The organism is Candidatus Vicinibacter affinis (assembly GCA_016714365.1).
In the GTDB taxonomy this organism is placed as follows: Bacteria; Bacteroidota; Bacteroidia; order Chitinophagales; family Saprospiraceae; genus Vicinibacter; species Vicinibacter affinis.
In genome coordinates, this window is sequence record JADJNH010000005.1 from 2,438,318 (window position 1) to 2,454,285 (window position 15,968).

General features: G+C 36.9%; 17 protein-coding genes. 8 read left to right on the plus strand and 9 right to left on the minus strand.

The window, feature by feature from the left end; all coding sequences use genetic code 11:
- Positions 1-11 precede the first annotated feature (11 nt).
- Positions 12-368, minus strand: coding sequence for an iron-sulfur cluster assembly accessory protein (locus tag IPJ53_09650; GenBank protein ID MBK7799367.1), 357 nt, complete (start codon positions 366-368; stop codon positions 12-14).
- A gap of 88 nt (positions 369-456) precedes the next feature.
- On the opposite strand from IPJ53_09650, the gene IPJ53_09655 reads away from it, so the two are divergent.
- A complete protein-coding gene (locus IPJ53_09655) occupies positions 457-978 on the plus strand; it encodes a hypothetical protein (protein MBK7799368.1) in 522 nt (173 codons plus the stop codon).
- Positions 979-980: 2 nt separating this feature from the next.
- Here IPJ53_09655 and IPJ53_09660 read toward each other — a convergent pair whose 3' ends face one another.
- Entirely contained in the window at positions 981-1,472 is a 492-nt protein-coding gene (locus IPJ53_09660) for a hypothetical protein (protein MBK7799369.1), read from the minus strand.
- Between the two features lie 52 nt (positions 1,473-1,524).
- Positions 1,525-2,835: a deoxyribodipyrimidine photo-lyase gene (locus IPJ53_09665; protein ID MBK7799370.1), complete on the minus strand. Its 1,311-nt coding sequence runs from the start codon at positions 2,833-2,835 to the stop codon at positions 1,525-1,527.
- A gap of 107 nt (positions 2,836-2,942) precedes the next feature.
- Between IPJ53_09665 and IPJ53_09670 the strand changes: the two genes are divergently transcribed.
- Together IPJ53_09670 and queD are read left to right on the plus strand one after the other, a co-directional pair.
- Positions 2,943-3,845, plus strand: coding sequence for a tetratricopeptide repeat protein (locus IPJ53_09670; protein MBK7799371.1), 903 nt, complete (start codon positions 2,943-2,945; stop codon positions 3,843-3,845).
- A gap of 101 nt (positions 3,846-3,946) precedes the next feature.
- On the plus strand, positions 3,947-4,309 hold the full coding sequence (gene queD, locus IPJ53_09675) for a 6-carboxytetrahydropterin synthase QueD (protein ID MBK7799372.1): 363 nt from the start codon (positions 3,947-3,949) through the stop codon (positions 4,307-4,309).
- A gap of 26 nt (positions 4,310-4,335) precedes the next feature.
- On the opposite strand, the gene IPJ53_09680 is transcribed toward queD, so the two are convergent.
- The 4 genes from IPJ53_09680 to IPJ53_09695 form a co-directional block, all read right to left on the minus strand.
- On the minus strand, positions 4,336-4,797 hold the full coding sequence (locus IPJ53_09680) for a hypothetical protein (GenBank protein MBK7799373.1): 462 nt from the start codon (positions 4,795-4,797) through the stop codon (positions 4,336-4,338).
- A 66-nt stretch (positions 4,798-4,863) separates the two neighbouring features.
- Positions 4,864-5,343: a hypothetical protein gene (locus IPJ53_09685; protein MBK7799374.1), complete on the minus strand. Its 480-nt coding sequence runs from the start codon at positions 5,341-5,343 to the stop codon at positions 4,864-4,866.
- Complete coding sequence (locus IPJ53_09690) at positions 5,340-6,113, minus strand: (Fe-S)-binding protein (protein ID MBK7799375.1); 774 nt, start codon at positions 6,111-6,113, stop codon at positions 5,340-5,342. The genes IPJ53_09685 and IPJ53_09690 overlap by 4 nt, the downstream gene beginning before the upstream one ends.
- 37 nt (positions 6,114-6,150) lie before the next feature.
- The gene (locus IPJ53_09695; GenBank protein MBK7799376.1) at positions 6,151-7,461 is read right to left on the minus strand and encodes a (Fe-S)-binding protein; all 1,311 of its coding nucleotides are present in this window, start codon (positions 7,459-7,461) and stop codon (positions 6,151-6,153) included.
- Between IPJ53_09695 and IPJ53_09700 the strand changes: the two genes are divergently transcribed.
- Positions 7,453-8,019 (plus strand): phosphoribosyltransferase, encoded by a 567-nt coding sequence (locus IPJ53_09700; protein MBK7799377.1) that lies wholly within the window; start codon positions 7,453-7,455, stop codon positions 8,017-8,019. The two genes, IPJ53_09695 and IPJ53_09700, sit on opposite strands and share 9 nt — an antisense overlap.
- Positions 8,020-8,044: 25 nt before the next feature.
- On the opposite strand, the gene IPJ53_09705 is transcribed toward IPJ53_09700, so the two are convergent.
- Positions 8,045-8,812: a patatin-like phospholipase family protein gene (locus tag IPJ53_09705; protein ID MBK7799378.1), complete on the minus strand. Its 768-nt coding sequence runs from the start codon at positions 8,810-8,812 to the stop codon at positions 8,045-8,047.
- Position 8,813: 1 nt separating this feature from the next.
- On the minus strand, positions 8,814-11,135 hold the full coding sequence (locus IPJ53_09710; GenBank protein MBK7799379.1) for a lamin tail domain-containing protein: 2,322 nt from the start codon (positions 11,133-11,135) through the stop codon (positions 8,814-8,816).
- Positions 11,136-11,383: 248 nt separating this feature from the next.
- Here IPJ53_09710 and pyrR point away from each other — a divergent pair, with 248 nt between their 5' ends.
- From pyrR to IPJ53_09730, 4 genes are all read left to right on the plus strand, one after another.
- Positions 11,384-11,923, plus strand: a complete 540-nt coding sequence (gene pyrR / locus IPJ53_09715; GenBank protein MBK7799380.1) for a bifunctional pyr operon transcriptional regulator/uracil phosphoribosyltransferase PyrR — start codon at positions 11,384-11,386, stop codon at positions 11,921-11,923.
- On the plus strand, positions 11,920-12,855 hold the full coding sequence (locus IPJ53_09720) for an aspartate carbamoyltransferase catalytic subunit (protein MBK7799381.1): 936 nt from the start codon (positions 11,920-11,922) through the stop codon (positions 12,853-12,855). Before pyrR ends, IPJ53_09720 begins: the two co-directional genes overlap by 4 nt.
- A gap of 87 nt (positions 12,856-12,942) precedes the next feature.
- A complete protein-coding gene (locus IPJ53_09725; GenBank protein ID MBK7799382.1) occupies positions 12,943-14,367 on the plus strand; it encodes a redoxin domain-containing protein in 1,425 nt (474 codons plus the stop codon).
- Between the two features lie 107 nt (positions 14,368-14,474).
- Positions 14,475-15,827: a hypothetical protein gene (locus IPJ53_09730; protein MBK7799383.1), complete on the plus strand. Its 1,353-nt coding sequence runs from the start codon at positions 14,475-14,477 to the stop codon at positions 15,825-15,827.
- Positions 15,828-15,968: the final 141 nt, after the last annotated feature.

A 15,968-nucleotide genomic window follows, 5' to 3' on the forward strand; every position in this document is an offset into this window, starting at 1 on the left:
GGTACACGCGATCAGGCAGAGAAGGATTGACCACAGCCGCACGTATCCTTTGCATTTGGATTGACAAAAGAGAACCCGCGATTGTTTAGACCCTCTACCCATTCAATCTGCATGCCTACAAGATACAGCGCGTGAGCAGGATCCATAAACACTTTAATTCCATTAATCATGTACTCCTGATCATTTGCTTTCTGAGTATCAAAACCAAGAACATAACTGAACCCGGAACATCCGCCCCCTTTTACCCCAACTCTAAGTCCATGTAAATCAGGTATTTGTTGTTCTAATTTAATTTTCTCCAGCTGAATTCTGGCTGAATCTGTAATGATTACAGGAGTTTCTGTTAAGATTTCCATGCCCTTTTCCATTTGAAATTAATAACACAAAAGTACAGAAAAATGTTCTCCTGTATAGGGAATTGGATCAATACTGTACCTTCGCAGTTCAACTTTAATCATGGAGACTGTTTTAGAAATATTTAAGCTAACCATTCCTGCCCTAACCGTATTTGCTGTAGTATACTATATGCTGAGGCAGTATTTTGAATTTGAACGATTTAAAAGGATCTCGGAAACAAAATCAGCCAACGGAGCTCAAAGTCTCCCACTTAAGCTTCAGTCTTACGAACGATTGGCCCTCTTCCTCGAGAGAATCAGATTACAAAATCTTGTGGTACGTTTTTCAACCAAAGACCTTACCCCTGAAGTCTGGGTCAAAACTCTAATGATTAGTGTGCATCAGGAATTTGAACATAATATGGTACAACAAATATATGTTAGTGACAAATTATGGGAAATTATCCTTTTTGCTAAAAATGAGGTGCTCTTTGCCTTAGATTCATCCTTGAATGATGCCAATAAAAATATGGAGATTTCTCAATTTTCACAAATGCTGCTTGATCAAAAAAACCAAACTGCCGAAGTTGGAGTCCAAACTGCACTGAACGCCATCAAAAAAGAAATTCAATTAATTCTCTAAAACTATTGACAACTTAGTACTATCCAATCGCTAATGACGTGATTGCTTTCATGCCCAGCACGATCCTTGATATAGAGCTCATATCTTAAAGAATCATTAGGAAACTGAACCGGATTGGAACATGGAGGAATGTTGTTTGGAAACAGACAACAGGTTGTGAAAATAAGAATAGATGCATTACCACTGATTGGTTTTCCCCCAGCATCCGGTAGGTCAGGAATCTTGAATGCATCTTGCAACTGATCAGTGCGTTTGTCAATTAAAAATATATCCTGATTGCCACTGCTCGATCCAAATCCCAAATCTCCATCGCCATCCTCAAAACTAAAACTAAGCCAAAGTGAATCCTGATTTAAGTCACCTTGTTTCATAATTTTCTTATTGGTATTTAAAAATTTTATGAAGGGTACGTTCGAGGACTGGTCATCATCTTTGCAGGCAATTAAACCAACCAAAACTAGAGCAAGAGATGTCAACTTAATATGAAAATTCATGCCTAAAATTAATCGTTTTAGCACAATTACTACCATCTGATCGAAATACTAATCAATCACTTAAGGCTTCTTTGTAAACTTCCAGGCATCTTTTGCGGGATAATCCGTGGTCAACTATAGGCCTTGGGTATGATGGTGTGTTAAATTCAGGTATCCACTTTTGAATATATTCAAACTTAGGATCAAATTTCTTTTGTTGGGCCTCGGGATTAAATATTCGAAAATATGGCGCTGCGTCGGTACCACATCCGGCTGCCCATTGCCAACCTCCGTTATTGCTTGCCACATCAAAATCCAATAACTTTTCCGCAAAGTATGCTTCACCCCATCTCCAGTCTATCAATAAATGTTTCACCAGGAAACTAGCTGTCACCATTCTCACTCTATTGTGCATGAATCCAGTTTTGTTTAACTCACGCATTCCTGCATCCACAAGCGGATAACCTGTTCTTCCTTCACACCAAAGTTTAAATTTCTCTTCAGAATTCAACCACTTTATGCGATCATATGCAGGCTTGAAAGCATGCCCAATCACCTCCGGAAATGCCTGTAAAATCATAGAATAAAAGTCGCGCCAAATTAATTCGCTCAGAAAAACCTCGGATACTTGAAAGGCCTTTCTTGCAATCTCTCGAATACTCACGGTGCCAAAACGTAAATGAATACCCAACCGACTGGTCCCATGCACTGCTGGAAAATCTCTCAAAGTGGAATATCCGGCCAAAATTTTTTCCCAAGCTCCAGACCCAGGAATCGATAGGGTGGAGGGTTCAAAACCCATCGATTCAAGAGAAATATATGGGGTAGGACTTAGCTGAATAAATTGGTCAAAATAAAGTTCGTTTCTATAATCGATAAAAACCTTAGAAATACCAATTTGATTCAGTTTCTCCATCCATTTTCTTTTGTATGGAGTGAAAACTGTGTAGGGTGTCTGGTCATCTTTCAACACCTCCTCTTTTTCGAAAAGTACATGATCTTTAAAACAATGAAAGCTTAAACCCTTATATTTAAATAATTCACTGATTTTCAAATCCCTTTGTATTGCATAGGGTTCATAATCACGATTTAGATAAAGTGATTGAATGTCATATATCTGAATCCAATTTTTCCAGGCAGCAAGTGGGTAATCATGGGTTACAATTAAATCAGAGCCTAATTTGTTTAGCTTTTGTTTGAGGGTTAACGCTTGTTGGTAAATAAAATGAAGTCTTGGATCTTTTTTGTTGTTCAAAGTTTCAAGAATGTGGCGGTCAAATATGAAAAAACAGAGAACCTTGTTCCCGGACATCAATGCCTCATAAAGTCCGTGATTGTCTTCGAGCCTGAGATCCCTTCTGATCCAAAACGCTGTTATTTTCATGAGTTACAAAACACCAATAGCAGCCACATGTTTAAATAGTATGTTAATTTATAAGATATTGAATATAAATGAGTTGAATGTTTTATTTTTGCTCTAAATACAAACTTATGCGTACAGCTGCTCTATTGTTTTTTATATTGGCTTCTATATCATGGTCTTGCAAACAAAATTCTGGTATCAGTGACCCTTTGGTAGCAGGTCTTGAAAATTCTTTTAATTCAACTCCCAATGAAGAAAATTACGAAAAGTTGGTAACTAAATATTTGGAAATTATTCAGACAGCACCCAAAAATACTGATGTAAGTGAAATCCTTCTAAAAGCTTCCAATGCCAGTGAAAAAATGGCTAAAAAAGACCAGCAGGTTATATTCTTAAATAACCTGGTAAAGAATTATCCGGATAGACCTGACACAAGAGATAATGTTTACAAAATGATCAACTTGCTTCATGCAACTGACAGACACATTACTGCGGATGTTTTGTCTTTGAGTTATCTAAAAACATATCCTGGTGATGCAAAAACTGAAGAGCTAAAATCAAAATTACCTAAAGTTGTTTCTCCTGAAGATTACATCCTTGACATAGGCAGATCAATTTTTGCCGACACGGCAACTGGGTTTAATCAGCGAAATGCCATGAATTATGTGGATGCTTGTGAAGCATACGCAATGGTAATGCCCAAAGACCCACAAACACCTGAGTTCATTTTTAAGGCCGCTGAAACTTCAAATACACTGAGGACTTTTGAAAAAAGTTTTGCCTTGTATGATTGGTTAATTGAAAAATACCCTAATCACGAACGGTCTCCTGTTGCTTTATTTATGAAAGGGTTTTTATTTGACGGTACCTTGCATGATTCCATCAATGCAGCTAAATATTATCAGGAGTTCTTAAATAAATACCCAAATAATCAATTTGCCAAAGATGCAAAAATGTTACTTCAAAATCTTGGTAAATCAGATGAAGAAGTATTGAAAGATTTAATGGAAAAAAACAATGAAAAAAAATAACATCAAAGATTCATATCATCTACTTGCATGTTTCTTTTAAAGTTCCTGTTTATCCATTAAATTCGTATTAATCCCATTGTTTTATTGAATGCTCTAAACCCATGAGTAAGGTAGAAGTTTTCAAAGAATTTACAATCGATTGTGCCCATCGATTACCCAATGTACCAGTAGGCCATAAATGTCAGAATGTCCATGGGCATACCTACCGTATAAAAATTGTGGTGGAATCTGAATTGGATGCTCATTTAGGATGGGTAATTGATTTTCAGGACATTAATAAAGCCTTCCAACCTGTGAAGGATGCTTTGGATCACAGGTATCTAAACGATATAGTCGGGCTCGAAAATCCAACTGCAGAACAAATCGCTATTTGGATTTGGAATAAAATTAGGCAGGAAATTGAATTTCTGAAAGAAATCTGGGTTTTCGAAACGCCCAGCAGTGGCTGCGTTTTCCGAGGTTGAATTTAATAAAGCATGTAGTTAATCTTCTATTTCAATTTTTCCAAAACCTGTATATCCACGGCCGGAACCATTGAATCTTTGATCTCTGCATGTACTTCTAAAAAGTAGGTGGATTGTGTTCCTCGAATTAATTTAGCCAATCCTGTTAAAGGTTTAAACAATAAGTTTCTTTCCTCAATTTTGTCAAGACCAGATTTGACTTTTTGGTAATCAACCATAAATGGTATGGTAATTTGCTCATTCGCAGTGAGATGCAGTTGTTCATGTATAAATTTTTCACCTAGAATGAATTCCTGATTTTTAGAATGTTTACCTCTGCCCGAAATGTATTTTTCCTTGAGCATAATCTGAAGACTCAGAATAACGGAAGGGTTTAAAGTGCTGATGGTCAAGCTACCCACTATCCTGTTTTCATCATTCAACACCTCATGCTGAAATTTTACCTTTGGGCCTTCGATACCTAACCAGTTCTTTATCCTTTTTATCATAATTCAAAGATCCTCCAAAACTAACTATGGCAAATTAATAATCGACCGGAAATATGAAGTAATCGACTAAATAAATTTTTGCTGCCAAGAATCCCTTAAAGGAACCAACCAGTTTTGTAAAAATTGTTTTTTGTCTTGAATAAGTGTATTGAAAAATAAAGTGTTATCATTAATGTTGCCGGTCTGATACCATTCGGGCATTTGTCCGGCCGAAACTTGTTTTACTTCCTCTTGATCAATGTAATAAAAATTCATTCGATTAAAAAAATCGGTGTGATAGAAAGTCTCAAGATTTTTAATAAATGAAACTGATTCATCAATAGAACATCCAGAGGCTGGAGCAACTGATTCATCAACTACAAGCACTATAAAATAATTGTGCAAGATTCCACCGGTGGCCTTTAATGGTTTGTGGTGACTATGCCAGTGGTTGGTGAATTCATTAATACTCGATTGTATTTCATTTAGAAGCGAATCTTCTATTCTTTTAGAAGAAGGATATATCCAAATTTTAGCAGAATCCGGGAAAGATATTAAATCCATCATTCTTGCATTTTTTCAATGATTAACTCTGAAAGGTCGTAAACCATGATTTCATCTTGTTTATCTTTCGATTTAATACCATCTTGCAACATTGTTAGACAAAATGGACAATTTGCAAGCACCTTTGTTGTTCCATTGGCGATTACTTCATCAATTCTTTCTTCATTTATCCTTTTGTTTCCTGGCTCATCTTCCTTAAACATTTGGCCACCACCTGCTCCACAACATAAACCATTTTTTCTGGATCGCTTCATTTCACGAATATCCATTTTGAGTTGATGGATGACTGACCTCGGTGCTTCGTATTGATCATTTACTCTGCCCAAATAACAGGAGTCATGGTAACTTACAGTTTCAGCATCAGAATCTATCAACTTTATTCGTCCAGATTGAATAAGTTGATCCAGAAATTCAGTATGATGTATTACTTCATAACTTCCACCCAGTTCAGGATACTCATTTTTGAGGGTATTGAAACAATGGGGACAAGTGCATACAATTTTTTTGACTTGATATTGGTTGAGCGTTTCAATGTTCTGTAATGCAAGCATCTGAAATAAAAATTCATTGCCCGCACGTCTGGCTGGATCACCGGTACACTTTTCTTCTTCTCCAAGAATCGCATATTGGATTCCCGCTTTATCCAGAATTTGAGAAAACGCCATAGATACCTTTTGAGCACGTGCATCATAGGATCCGGCACAACCCACCCAAAATAAAACTTCTATGCTATTACCTTGTGCTGCGACATCAGACATACGTGGAATCTGGATCATAATTTACTTTCGTTTTTTGTGATAAAATGTTGGTTTATGACTTGTTCGTCCATGCATCTCTGGATTCAGGAAGTTGCCAAACAGATTGGTTATTCTCAAGACTGTTGAACATTGGCAGCCATTCAGAAGGACCTCCTGAATTCATAAGAATATCGTAACGTCTCAACTGAATGATTGGATCCATTGGATTGATGAGTACCGGACAAGCTTCCACACATGCATTGCATGTAGTGCAGGCATAAATCTCTTCTTTGCTGATATAGTCAAATAATGATTTGCCATCATCAAATACTGCGTTATTAGCTGATTTATTGGATTTATAATTTTGTCCTACTTCTTCCAACCTGTCGCGGATGTCCATTACGATCTTGCGGGGACTCAGTTTTTTGCCAGTTAAATTTGCCGGACAAACAGAGGTGCATCTTCCACATTCGGTACAACTATAAGCAGCAAGCAAAGTGCGCCAGTCAAGGTCAAAAATATCTTTGGCTCCGAAGGATTCAACTGATTCAATTTGGTCGTTTTGTGCCAATCCCAGCATGCCCCGTGCTTCATTTTCTATGACTGGAATATTGGAAATTCTTCCTCGGGGATTCAGATTGCTAAAATAACTATTTGGAAAAGCAAGAAAGACATGTAAATGTTTAGAGTAGGGTAGATAAAGTATAAAACCATAAATGACTAGCAGATGCAACCACCATCCAGTCCGCTCTAGAATTACCAGTAATCCCTCAGGCAAAGAATAGAAAACATTGTTTGACAAAATCCCGGATATTAATAATGTCCCTGTTTCAGGATAATGCGCAGGGTTTAAATTTTGCAATAATTGATCTGAGGAGTTCATTGTAAAAATTCCACAGATCAGTAAAATCTCACCCAATAAAATAAGGTTAGCGTCCAGGCTGGGCCATCCTTCCAATTCTGGTTTTTTAAATCGCAATAGTTTCAATATGTTTCTTCTGAAGAGAAAAACTATAGTTGCTATAAAGGCCAGGATAGAAAGTAGTTCTATAAAGTTAATAAGAAAAGTATATAGAAATCCGAGGGAAGATGCAAAAATCCGATGTTTGCCCAATATTCCATCTAGAAGAATTTCAATTAATTCAATTTGAGTAAATAGAAAAGCTACATAAATGAATAAATGAAAAATACCGGATACCGGTCGGGTGAACATTTTCTTTTGCCCTAAAGCAAACATCATCATCATGCGAAACCTTTCCACGGATGAGCCTTCAATTGGTTGATGTTTACCCAGGTTTATGTTTCGATAAATTTCATAAAATTTACCTGCAGCCTTATAAAAGACATAAATGCTGATGAGGAGGAAAATCAGAATTTGAATCATAATTGCAGTTTACAACGTATTTTTGAGCAACTTTGCCAGGGTACTTTAAGCGCTCAAAATAGCATGATAATTTTAAATAAGCAGCAAATAGAGAAAAAAATTAGAAGAATGGCCATGGAAGTTTATGAACGCCATGCCGATCAAAAGTCCATAATATTGGCTGGTGTGAACCAAAAGGGATACTTCCTGGCCAAATTGCTTCAAAAAGAGTTGAAACACTTATGCAATCTAACAGTGACTCTTGCTAATTTGAAAATTAATGCAGCAGATCCACTTCACGGTGATCCGGTTATTAATATAGATGATAATTTAATTGGCAAAAGCGTCTGTATTATTGTAGATGACGTAAGTAATTCAGGTCGAACCATTTTTTTTGGTTTTAAAGCCTTTATGTCAACCATCCCTAAAAAGGTAGAAGTTTGTGTGCTGGTGGAGCGAATGCATAAACAATTTCCAATCAGCGTGGATTATTTTGGCCTTAGGCTTGCCACCACCATTAAGCAAAATATTGAGGTTAAATTCGAAGAAGAGTGCGCTACGCTAGTAGAAATGTATTAATCAATTTAAATCCTAAAGACGCCATTTACACTGGAATTACGGTAGAAGATTTCAAAGCATCCATAGTGGCATTGTAACCCAATTCAAATAACTCATGGCTGAAGCTTAGTTCAAATCGGTTGTATTTGTTTATCAGCTCGGTTTCAATTAAGATATCAGCTTTTAGTTTTTCTATGTTGGTGTTAATGCTGATGGTCACTTCAAGGACTCTGGTCATAATATTTCCAAAACTAGTTAAGTCATCGTCCTGCCTTGGAACTAAAGGAAATAAGTTGGAGGCGATTATGATATCGCATCGATCAATCAATGGACTGACAGGAAGGTTCATAACAATACCTCCATCAAGATATTTATTCCCGTTCATTGAAATTGGTCTGAACAATATTGGGACTGAACAGGAAGCCATAACCGGCTTGTGAACCTCACCGGTTTCAAATATTTCCAACCCTCCGGAATTCATATTTGTTGCAGTCACTAGAAAAGGAAATTTTAAATCCTTGAAATCATTTCCGGGAATAAACCGGGTTAAAAGATTTTCAAGAAAATTAAGATTGGTAATCCCATTTTTGGCGAAGCTCGTAGTAAGTAAATTATACCATTTTACATTATTGGCTATTTCAAGGATTTGGTCGGGCTTCACTCCGGCTGCATAAAGTGATCCAACCAGTGCTCCAGCACTCGTCCCTGAAATTATGGATGGAGCTATCCCCAAAGCATCAAATGCAGCAAGGACTCCTATATGAAACGAGCCCCTTGAACCGCCACCCGAAAGAGCTAATCCGATTTTTACCAAACTATTTCTGAATTATAAGTTTCAAAGATTGACTTTGGCTGTCTCCAATCATTTTTAGCAGATATAATCCCGAGTTTAAAGAAGTTTCAATTTCAGAGTTAAAAGGCATTCTTAACAACAGCTTTCCGGTAAGATTGTAAATTTCTATAAATTGAATCCCCTCTACATTTCCTTCAAAACGGAATATGTTTTGAGCTGGTTGCGGATTAAGTTTGATGGTTCTATCTAATATTTCTTCTTCAGTTGAGGTGGTAAAGCTTAAATCTTTCTTATACCTGGGATAGATTAAATAATCGCTGTCAAAAGGTGAATTGCTGTCAAATTGACTACCAAGACCAGTTACACTTACCCTGTTTCCAAGGGGTTTGGTATTCGCAATATCAGTATTGTCGTCAATTCTCATTACAAAATCTTTAATTCCATTTGAAAGTCTGACACTGAAACTGGTGCCATTCCCTAACCATTCGGCAGGATCAACAATGGCCAGATTTGTCAATTTTACCAGATCAGATTCTGTTGATTCATTAAGATCTGTTACATTTTTAGGACTATTCAGTGTGTTTCCCGAAGAAACTTTCCACATGCTGTCCAATGTGATCTGTGTCAATCCTCTGAACTGATCAATTTTGCCTTGTAAGATTACTTCGTCACCTTCAGTAACAGTATAGCCATAGTTATTAGTCGTCGAAAACACACCCAAGCCTCCGGTCCTATCAATGATGGTAAATTGCAAACCGCTGTTGCCATTGTAATCTATCCCGTAAACAGTCCCTTTTAACTCACATTTTACACCAAGTGAATCGGCTATCCCCATGCCATTGATGCCTTTAACATCCACGATGTCAAGCCGCTTATAAAACTTACTGGCCGGTAAATATGGACTAATGTCAGCGGTATTTCTTGGCCAAATTTGGTATCCATCCAGAAAAGGTGAACTGTTGTCGTTTTGCGATCCAAGTCCGGTAATGTCAAAGGTTCCCGAAGGAGCTTCTTTGCTCACTAATTCACAGTCATTATCAATTCTGACATCAAAAGTATTTAGACCATTGGTTACTTTAACTGTGAAACCTAAAGGATTGTTAGACCATTGAACGGGGTTTACCAATTGTACATTTCTGATCTTTACTAATTGAGATTCAGTATTTTCATTCAGGCTGGCAATAACTTCCGGGGAGTTCAAGGGATTATTTTGGCTGATGCGAATAATGGTGTCAAGATTTATTTGGGCAAGGCCATTAAACTGCCCGATTGTCCCGCGGAGCACCAAACGATCCCCCTCAGTTACAGTGTAAGAATAATTTCTGTTGGCACTGAATGCACCTATTCCATCTCCAAAATTGTCTATAATGGTAAATTGAAGTCCTGAAACACGATAATTTATTCCATAAACTATTCCTTCCAATTGGCATTTTACGTTTAAGGAGTCTAGCACTCCCATTGGATTAGTGGAAGTAACTTCACCGACCATGTAGGAAGGGTATTGGATGTCATTTGGCTTTACAGTAATCTTTCCCCTCATTTGATTGGAATGTGGATCACACTGATACTGATATTCACCAATTTTATCAAATTTCTTGATGTAACTCCAAAGTGAGCTGGATGGAGTCCCGTTTCCGAAACCTTCTGGGTTGGCAGGATAAGTAACCTTCGAACCATTGATATTATGCATTCCGCCAAGATTTCTCCATTCTATAAATTCACCAACGTTTATTGTGATGTCAGCTGGATCAAATTTAAAGTTAGAAACCTCTATAGTATGCTCTGCACAATCCACATTGTTTTCCTGGCCTGGAGACCCTTTTAATTCATATCCTTCAATAAATCTTCCTCTTGCCTGATTGGAAGGTTTCCAATATTCAAACATCCGATTGTCAGCTGAGGAACGACATAATTCAAGGGAAGGACCAAAACCGTCAGGAAGAGAAGGCCACCCGTTTATATCAGAATATCTGACACTGTCCACTACAGCTCCATTCTGGTCTAATAAAGTAATCACTTCAGAGTCATTCCTAAGAGCTCCGGATGTCCATTGAAGTGCTTTAAAGCCAAAGGCTGTATCAAAGCTGAGTGTATTCACACAAATTACAAAATAACTTTTAGCTTTTATTACAGTGTCAGGAAAAACGATATTCACCGCATCTGTAATTGAGTAGTCTTTCAAGGATAGGTTTGTATTACCTGTGTTGTAAAATTCAATGAATTCAAGCTTATCTGTACCTGATTCAGGAGGATTGTAATTTATCTCATTTATGATTATTTGAGCATGTAGGCTACAGGATACCAATAAGATAAAGAATGCAATTTGTTGGAGTAATTTTCTCATTTTCAATACTTTGAAATGCAAATATACTATGCTTGTACTACTCGTCAATCAGTGTTTACCCTGAATTTTTATTTTCTCATTTTAAATTTACCGGACTCATTCCAAGCTCAAAATCACAAGTCCTTGAATTACAAATCTTCTATATACAAGAGTTTCTTACCACAAAATGGCATATTTTGTACCTTTGCATAATAATCATAGTGATTAAACAACATCCTTTTGAAGTGGTAAAAAAGAAATCCAAAGTTTTGTTTCAGGAAGATCAACTCCAAAGAACGATTGACCGTCTTTGCTACCAGCTTATTGAAAATTACGGAGACTTTAGTCAAAGCTGTATAGTCGGTATCCAACAAAAAGGAGCTTTTCTGGCAGAAAGAATTCACATTCGTCTTCAGGAATTGGTGAAGCCCCCACGTTTTCCATTAGGTAAACTTGACATCACTTTTTTCAGAGATGATTTCAGGTTAAATAACAAGATACTTGTGCCACATCATACAGAACTGGACTTTCTAGTAGATTCTCTCAAAGTTATTTTGGTCGACGATGTGCTCTATACTGGAAGAACCATTCAGGCTGCCTTACAAGCATTGTCTCAATATGGTAGACCAACCTCGGTGGAATTATTAGTTTTAATTGACCGAAGATTTAATAGAAGCTTTCCAATTCAATGCAATTATTCCGGCTTGAAGGTAGATGCCTTGGATCAAGCTTATGTGAAAGTAGAGCTTAAGGAAGAAGGTGGGAAAGACAGGGTTTTACTATTTGATCCTGAAACCAATGAAGAATGAACGAGAATACATTATCAACTGACCATTTGATTGGAATTAAGCCACTGAAATTGGAGGATATTGAATTGATTCTTCATACCGCGGGTGAGTTTAAAGAGGTACTTCAAAGGCCTATAAAGAAAGTGCCTTCCTTGAGGGATATCACCATTGCCAATATGTTTTTTGAAAATTCAACAAGGACTAAATTGTCTTTTGAATTGGCAGAAAAGCGTTTATCAGCAGACATCATTAATTTTTCTTCCTCTGGTTCTTCCGTTAGTAAAGGTGAAACTTTGCTGGACACTGTTCAGAATATCCTTGCTATGAAAGTTGATATGATTGTACTCAGACATTCTTCTGTTGGAGCTGCTGCTTTTCTGGCAGAAAGGGTTAAAGTACAAGTCATCAATGCAGGCGACGGAACTCACGAACATCCTACTCAGGCCCTTCTTGATGCATATTCAATTCAGGAAAAATTAGGATACATAAAAGGAGCTAAAATTGCCATAATTGGTGATATTTTACATAGCCGAGTTGCTCTTTCTAACATTATTTGTCTAAACAAACTTGGAGCTAAAGTAAAGGTCTGCGGCCCTCCTACTTTAATTCCCAAGCATATTGAATCTCTCGGTGTATCTGTAGATTATAATCTTAACCGGATACTCAATTGGTGTGATGTGGCAAATGTCCTAAGGATACAGACTGAGCGAATGGAGCTGCAATATTTTCCATCAGCCAACGAATATGCCCAGTTTTTTGGAGTCACCAAGTCTAAATTGGATGCACTGGATCATAAAATAATTCTGATGCATCCAGGCCCTATAAATAGGGGAGTGGAGTTGAGTACTGACGCAGCTGACTCAGACCATTCCATTATTCTTGACCAGGTGGAAAATGGGGTTGCAGTAAGGATGGCTGTCTTATTCTTATTAGCAAATAGAAGAAAAAAATAACGCTTCCAGGAACTTAACTAACTCCTTAAGTATTTATAATTTACTTAATATTAATCCGTTATTTCTAAGCTACGGAATTTTAAAACCATGAACATTAAAGTCTTTTTCGGATTTATTTTAACAAACCTGTTGATTTTATCCCTGAATGGGGTAGCACAGGGCTATGAAATAAAAGTCAATATTAAAGGTTACACAAATGATACCTTATTGTTGGGCTATCATTACGGTGACAAACAATATATAAAGGATACAAGTGTTTCCAAATCCGGAAACTTTGTGTTTAAAGCAGATACTGTCCTGGAATCTGGAATGTATCTTGTCGTTCTGCAGCCTGATCACCAGTTTTTCCAAATTTTAATTGACGCAGGAAAACAGAAATTTTCAATTGAAACCGATACTTCAGATCTTGCCGGGCATTTGAAATTCAAAGGTTCTACTCTAAATACAGATTTTAATAAATATATTGATTTTATCAGTGAAAATCGTCTTAAGGCTGATTCAATTGGGCATTTAATCAAACAACAGGAAAATAATGCAGATATATCGAAGTTAAAATCACAACTTGAATCCATTGATAAATCGGTTAAATCAAGACAAAATCAAATTATTAAAGATCAACCTAACAGTATCTTAAGTTTGCTGATAAAATGGACGTTGGATGTGGAAGTTCCTGAGTTTGTCGGAACAGAGGAGGAGAAAAATGAAAAAGCATTTTACCATTATAAAAGTCATTATTTTGATTTTGCGGACTTCCAGGACGACAGGTCAGTAAGGTTACCACTATTTCATAGTAAGTTGGAGCGTTTCATGCAAAAGTTGACTGTCCAAATTCCTGATTCTATTAATTCCTCCCTGGATTATATTTTATCAAAATGTAAAGTTGGTACCGATTTATTTAAATATGTGCTTTCTACTCAACTAAACACATTTGCTAATTCGAAGTATGTTGGGATGGATGCTGTATATGTACATTTGGTGGAGGAATACTATGGCAAAGGTAAGGCACCATGGATTGATGCAGAGGCATTAGCTAAAATGACAGCTGATGCCAAAGCCCTAAAACCATTATTAATTGATAAAATAGCTCCAAACATCACGGTGTTTAAACAAGATTCCACTCCGATTTCACTCCATGATGTGAAAGCTAAATATACCATTTTATTAATCTGGGCACCGGATTGTGGGCATTGTAAACAATCTATGCCGAGTATCAAAAAATTCTACGAGGAATATAAGTCTAAAGGGGTTGAAATCTTCGCCGTTTGTTCCAAAACAGGGCCAGATGAAAAAACTTGCTGGGAAGGGGTCTCACAGCTCGGGATGGGGGGGTGGATAAACACCTCAGACCCACAGCATAAATCTAAATTCAGACTTGTTTACGATGTAAAAACTACACCCCAGGTATACTTTTTAGATGAAAATAAGAAAATATTGACCAAGAAGATTGCAGGCGAGCAGTTTAAAGAGGTAATGGATAAAATTAATGCCATACAAAAAAGCGGAACGAACTAACCGGCTGTAGAGCTACAAAAATAATTTTAAATCAAATACTAACATATTACAAATATTCGTAATATATTTGTCTTGATTTTGATTATTTAGTTTAAAAAACACAGCCAATGAAATGTTTAAAGACCTACTCCTGGGGGTTCTATGCCCTCGTCGGATTGTTACTCGTAACCTCTTGTCAGAAAGAAGTTGCCGTGGTGCCTTCCCAGAAACTTGATTTAGCAGACAATGCATTTGTTCGCGATTGGTACGCGCTAAGTATTGAACTTAGTTCAAAATGTAATGGCTTTGAAGAGCCCATTGTGGCGAGATCACAAAGTTATCTTTCATTTACGATGTACGAGACCCTCATACAGGGACTTGATGGATACCAGTCCTTGCAAGTTAAATTAGATGGATTTAAGGTTACCTTACCACAAGCCGAGGCAGGTAAAAAATATAATTGGGGAATTGTTTCAAACGAAGCTACCAGTTTGATCGTCCATAATTTATATTTACCTGCGGGCTCGAACCTTTCACTTGCGGATGTTCTACGACAAAAATATGCTGATAAGTTTTCGCTCGGGGAATCACAAGAGGTTATTAATCAATCAATTGAATTAGGAAAGGCTATAGGGCGTGCCATTTGGGAATTTAGTTTGACAGACGGTCAATCTGAAGCCTACTTAAATAATTATCCTGCGAGCTATACAATGCCTTCAGGACCTGGTCAGTGGATACCTACCTCGCCTGATTATGCTCCGAGACCATTGTTGCCATTTTGGTCGAAGGCCCGAACCATATTGAATACCAATGTTTTTGGTATTAATTTAAATAAAAGTTTAATTTATTCTGAAGCTCAGAATTCCAATATTTATGCGGAAGCGGTTGAGGTTTACAATCTCAGTGAAGCTTTAACACTTGATCAAAAAGAAAGTATTGGTTATTTTAACAGAGAGATGGATAAAACTGCCAATCCTTTAAGTCATAATTTTCTACTTGCTCTTCAGCTGGTCAAAGAACAGCAACTCAATTTGCCAAAAACTTTGGAACTATTGGTTTGCTTATCATTTGCGGCAAATGATGGGTACATCTCATCATGGAAAATTAAATATGACAAAAACTTACTAAGAGTGTCCTCTTACATTAGACAACACCTAAATCGTTTTTACATCCCAGTAATGGGATCATTACCTGTGCCGGAATTTGTGTCCGAATCTGCGGTAATTTATAGTTCGGGTGCAGAAATCTTATCTAAGTATTTAGGTTATAGATTTCCGTTTATGGATTATACTCAAAAGAATCGTACTGACCTTAGATCGAAAGTTAGACGATTTGAATCTTTTATAGATTTTGCTAAAGAAGCATCCTATGTGGACATTTTAGCCGGAGTACATTTTCGATCCAGCATTGATGCGGGTTTTGATTTGGGAAATGACATCTCAAGAAACATATTAAACATACCATTTCAGGTTAAAAAATAATACTTGTAGCTGTTGTAAATTAACCTGAAGTGTCCCCTGGTTTTACCGGGGGATTTTTTTTTAATCTTTTCAGAGAATTTGCAAAACTATTCAATCGTTATTCATCGCTTATCATAAGTTTTGAAAAATCCGTTTCTTTGC

Bases quoted from the DNA above. Each gene is read 5' to 3' on its own strand.
- IPJ53_09730 (MBK7799383.1), top strand. From the start codon at position 14,475: ATGAAATGTTTAAAGACCTACTCCTGGGGGTTCTATGCCCTCGTCGGA.
- IPJ53_09685 (MBK7799374.1), bottom strand. From the start codon at position 5,343: ATGATGGATTTAATATCTTTCCCGGATTCTGCTAAAATTTGGATATAT.
- IPJ53_09695 (MBK7799376.1), bottom strand. From the start codon at position 7,461: ATGATTCAAATTCTGATTTTCCTCCTCATCAGCATTTATGTCTTTTAT.
- IPJ53_09660 (MBK7799369.1), bottom strand. From the start codon at position 1,472: ATGAATTTTCATATTAAGTTGACATCTCTTGCTCTAGTTTTGGTTGGT.
- IPJ53_09655 (MBK7799368.1), top strand. From the start codon at position 457: ATGGAGACTGTTTTAGAAATATTTAAGCTAACCATTCCTGCCCTAACC.
- IPJ53_09680 (MBK7799373.1), bottom strand. From the start codon at position 4,797: ATGATAAAAAGGATAAAGAACTGGTTAGGTATCGAAGGCCCAAAGGTA.
- IPJ53_09720 (MBK7799381.1), top strand. From the start codon at position 11,920: ATGAACGAGAATACATTATCAACTGACCATTTGATTGGAATTAAGCCA.
- IPJ53_09650 (MBK7799367.1), bottom strand. From the start codon at position 368: ATGGAAAAGGGCATGGAAATCTTAACAGAAACTCCTGTAATCATTACA.
- queD (MBK7799372.1), top strand. From the start codon at position 3,947: ATGAGTAAGGTAGAAGTTTTCAAAGAATTTACAATCGATTGTGCCCAT.
- IPJ53_09670 (MBK7799371.1), top strand. From the start codon at position 2,943: ATGCGTACAGCTGCTCTATTGTTTTTTATATTGGCTTCTATATCATGG.
- IPJ53_09725 (MBK7799382.1), top strand. From the start codon at position 12,943: ATGAACATTAAAGTCTTTTTCGGATTTATTTTAACAAACCTGTTGATT.
- IPJ53_09665 (MBK7799370.1), bottom strand. From the start codon at position 2,835: ATGAAAATAACAGCGTTTTGGATCAGAAGGGATCTCAGGCTCGAAGAC.
- IPJ53_09710 (MBK7799379.1), bottom strand. From the start codon at position 11,135: ATGAGAAAATTACTCCAACAAATTGCATTCTTTATCTTATTGGTATCC.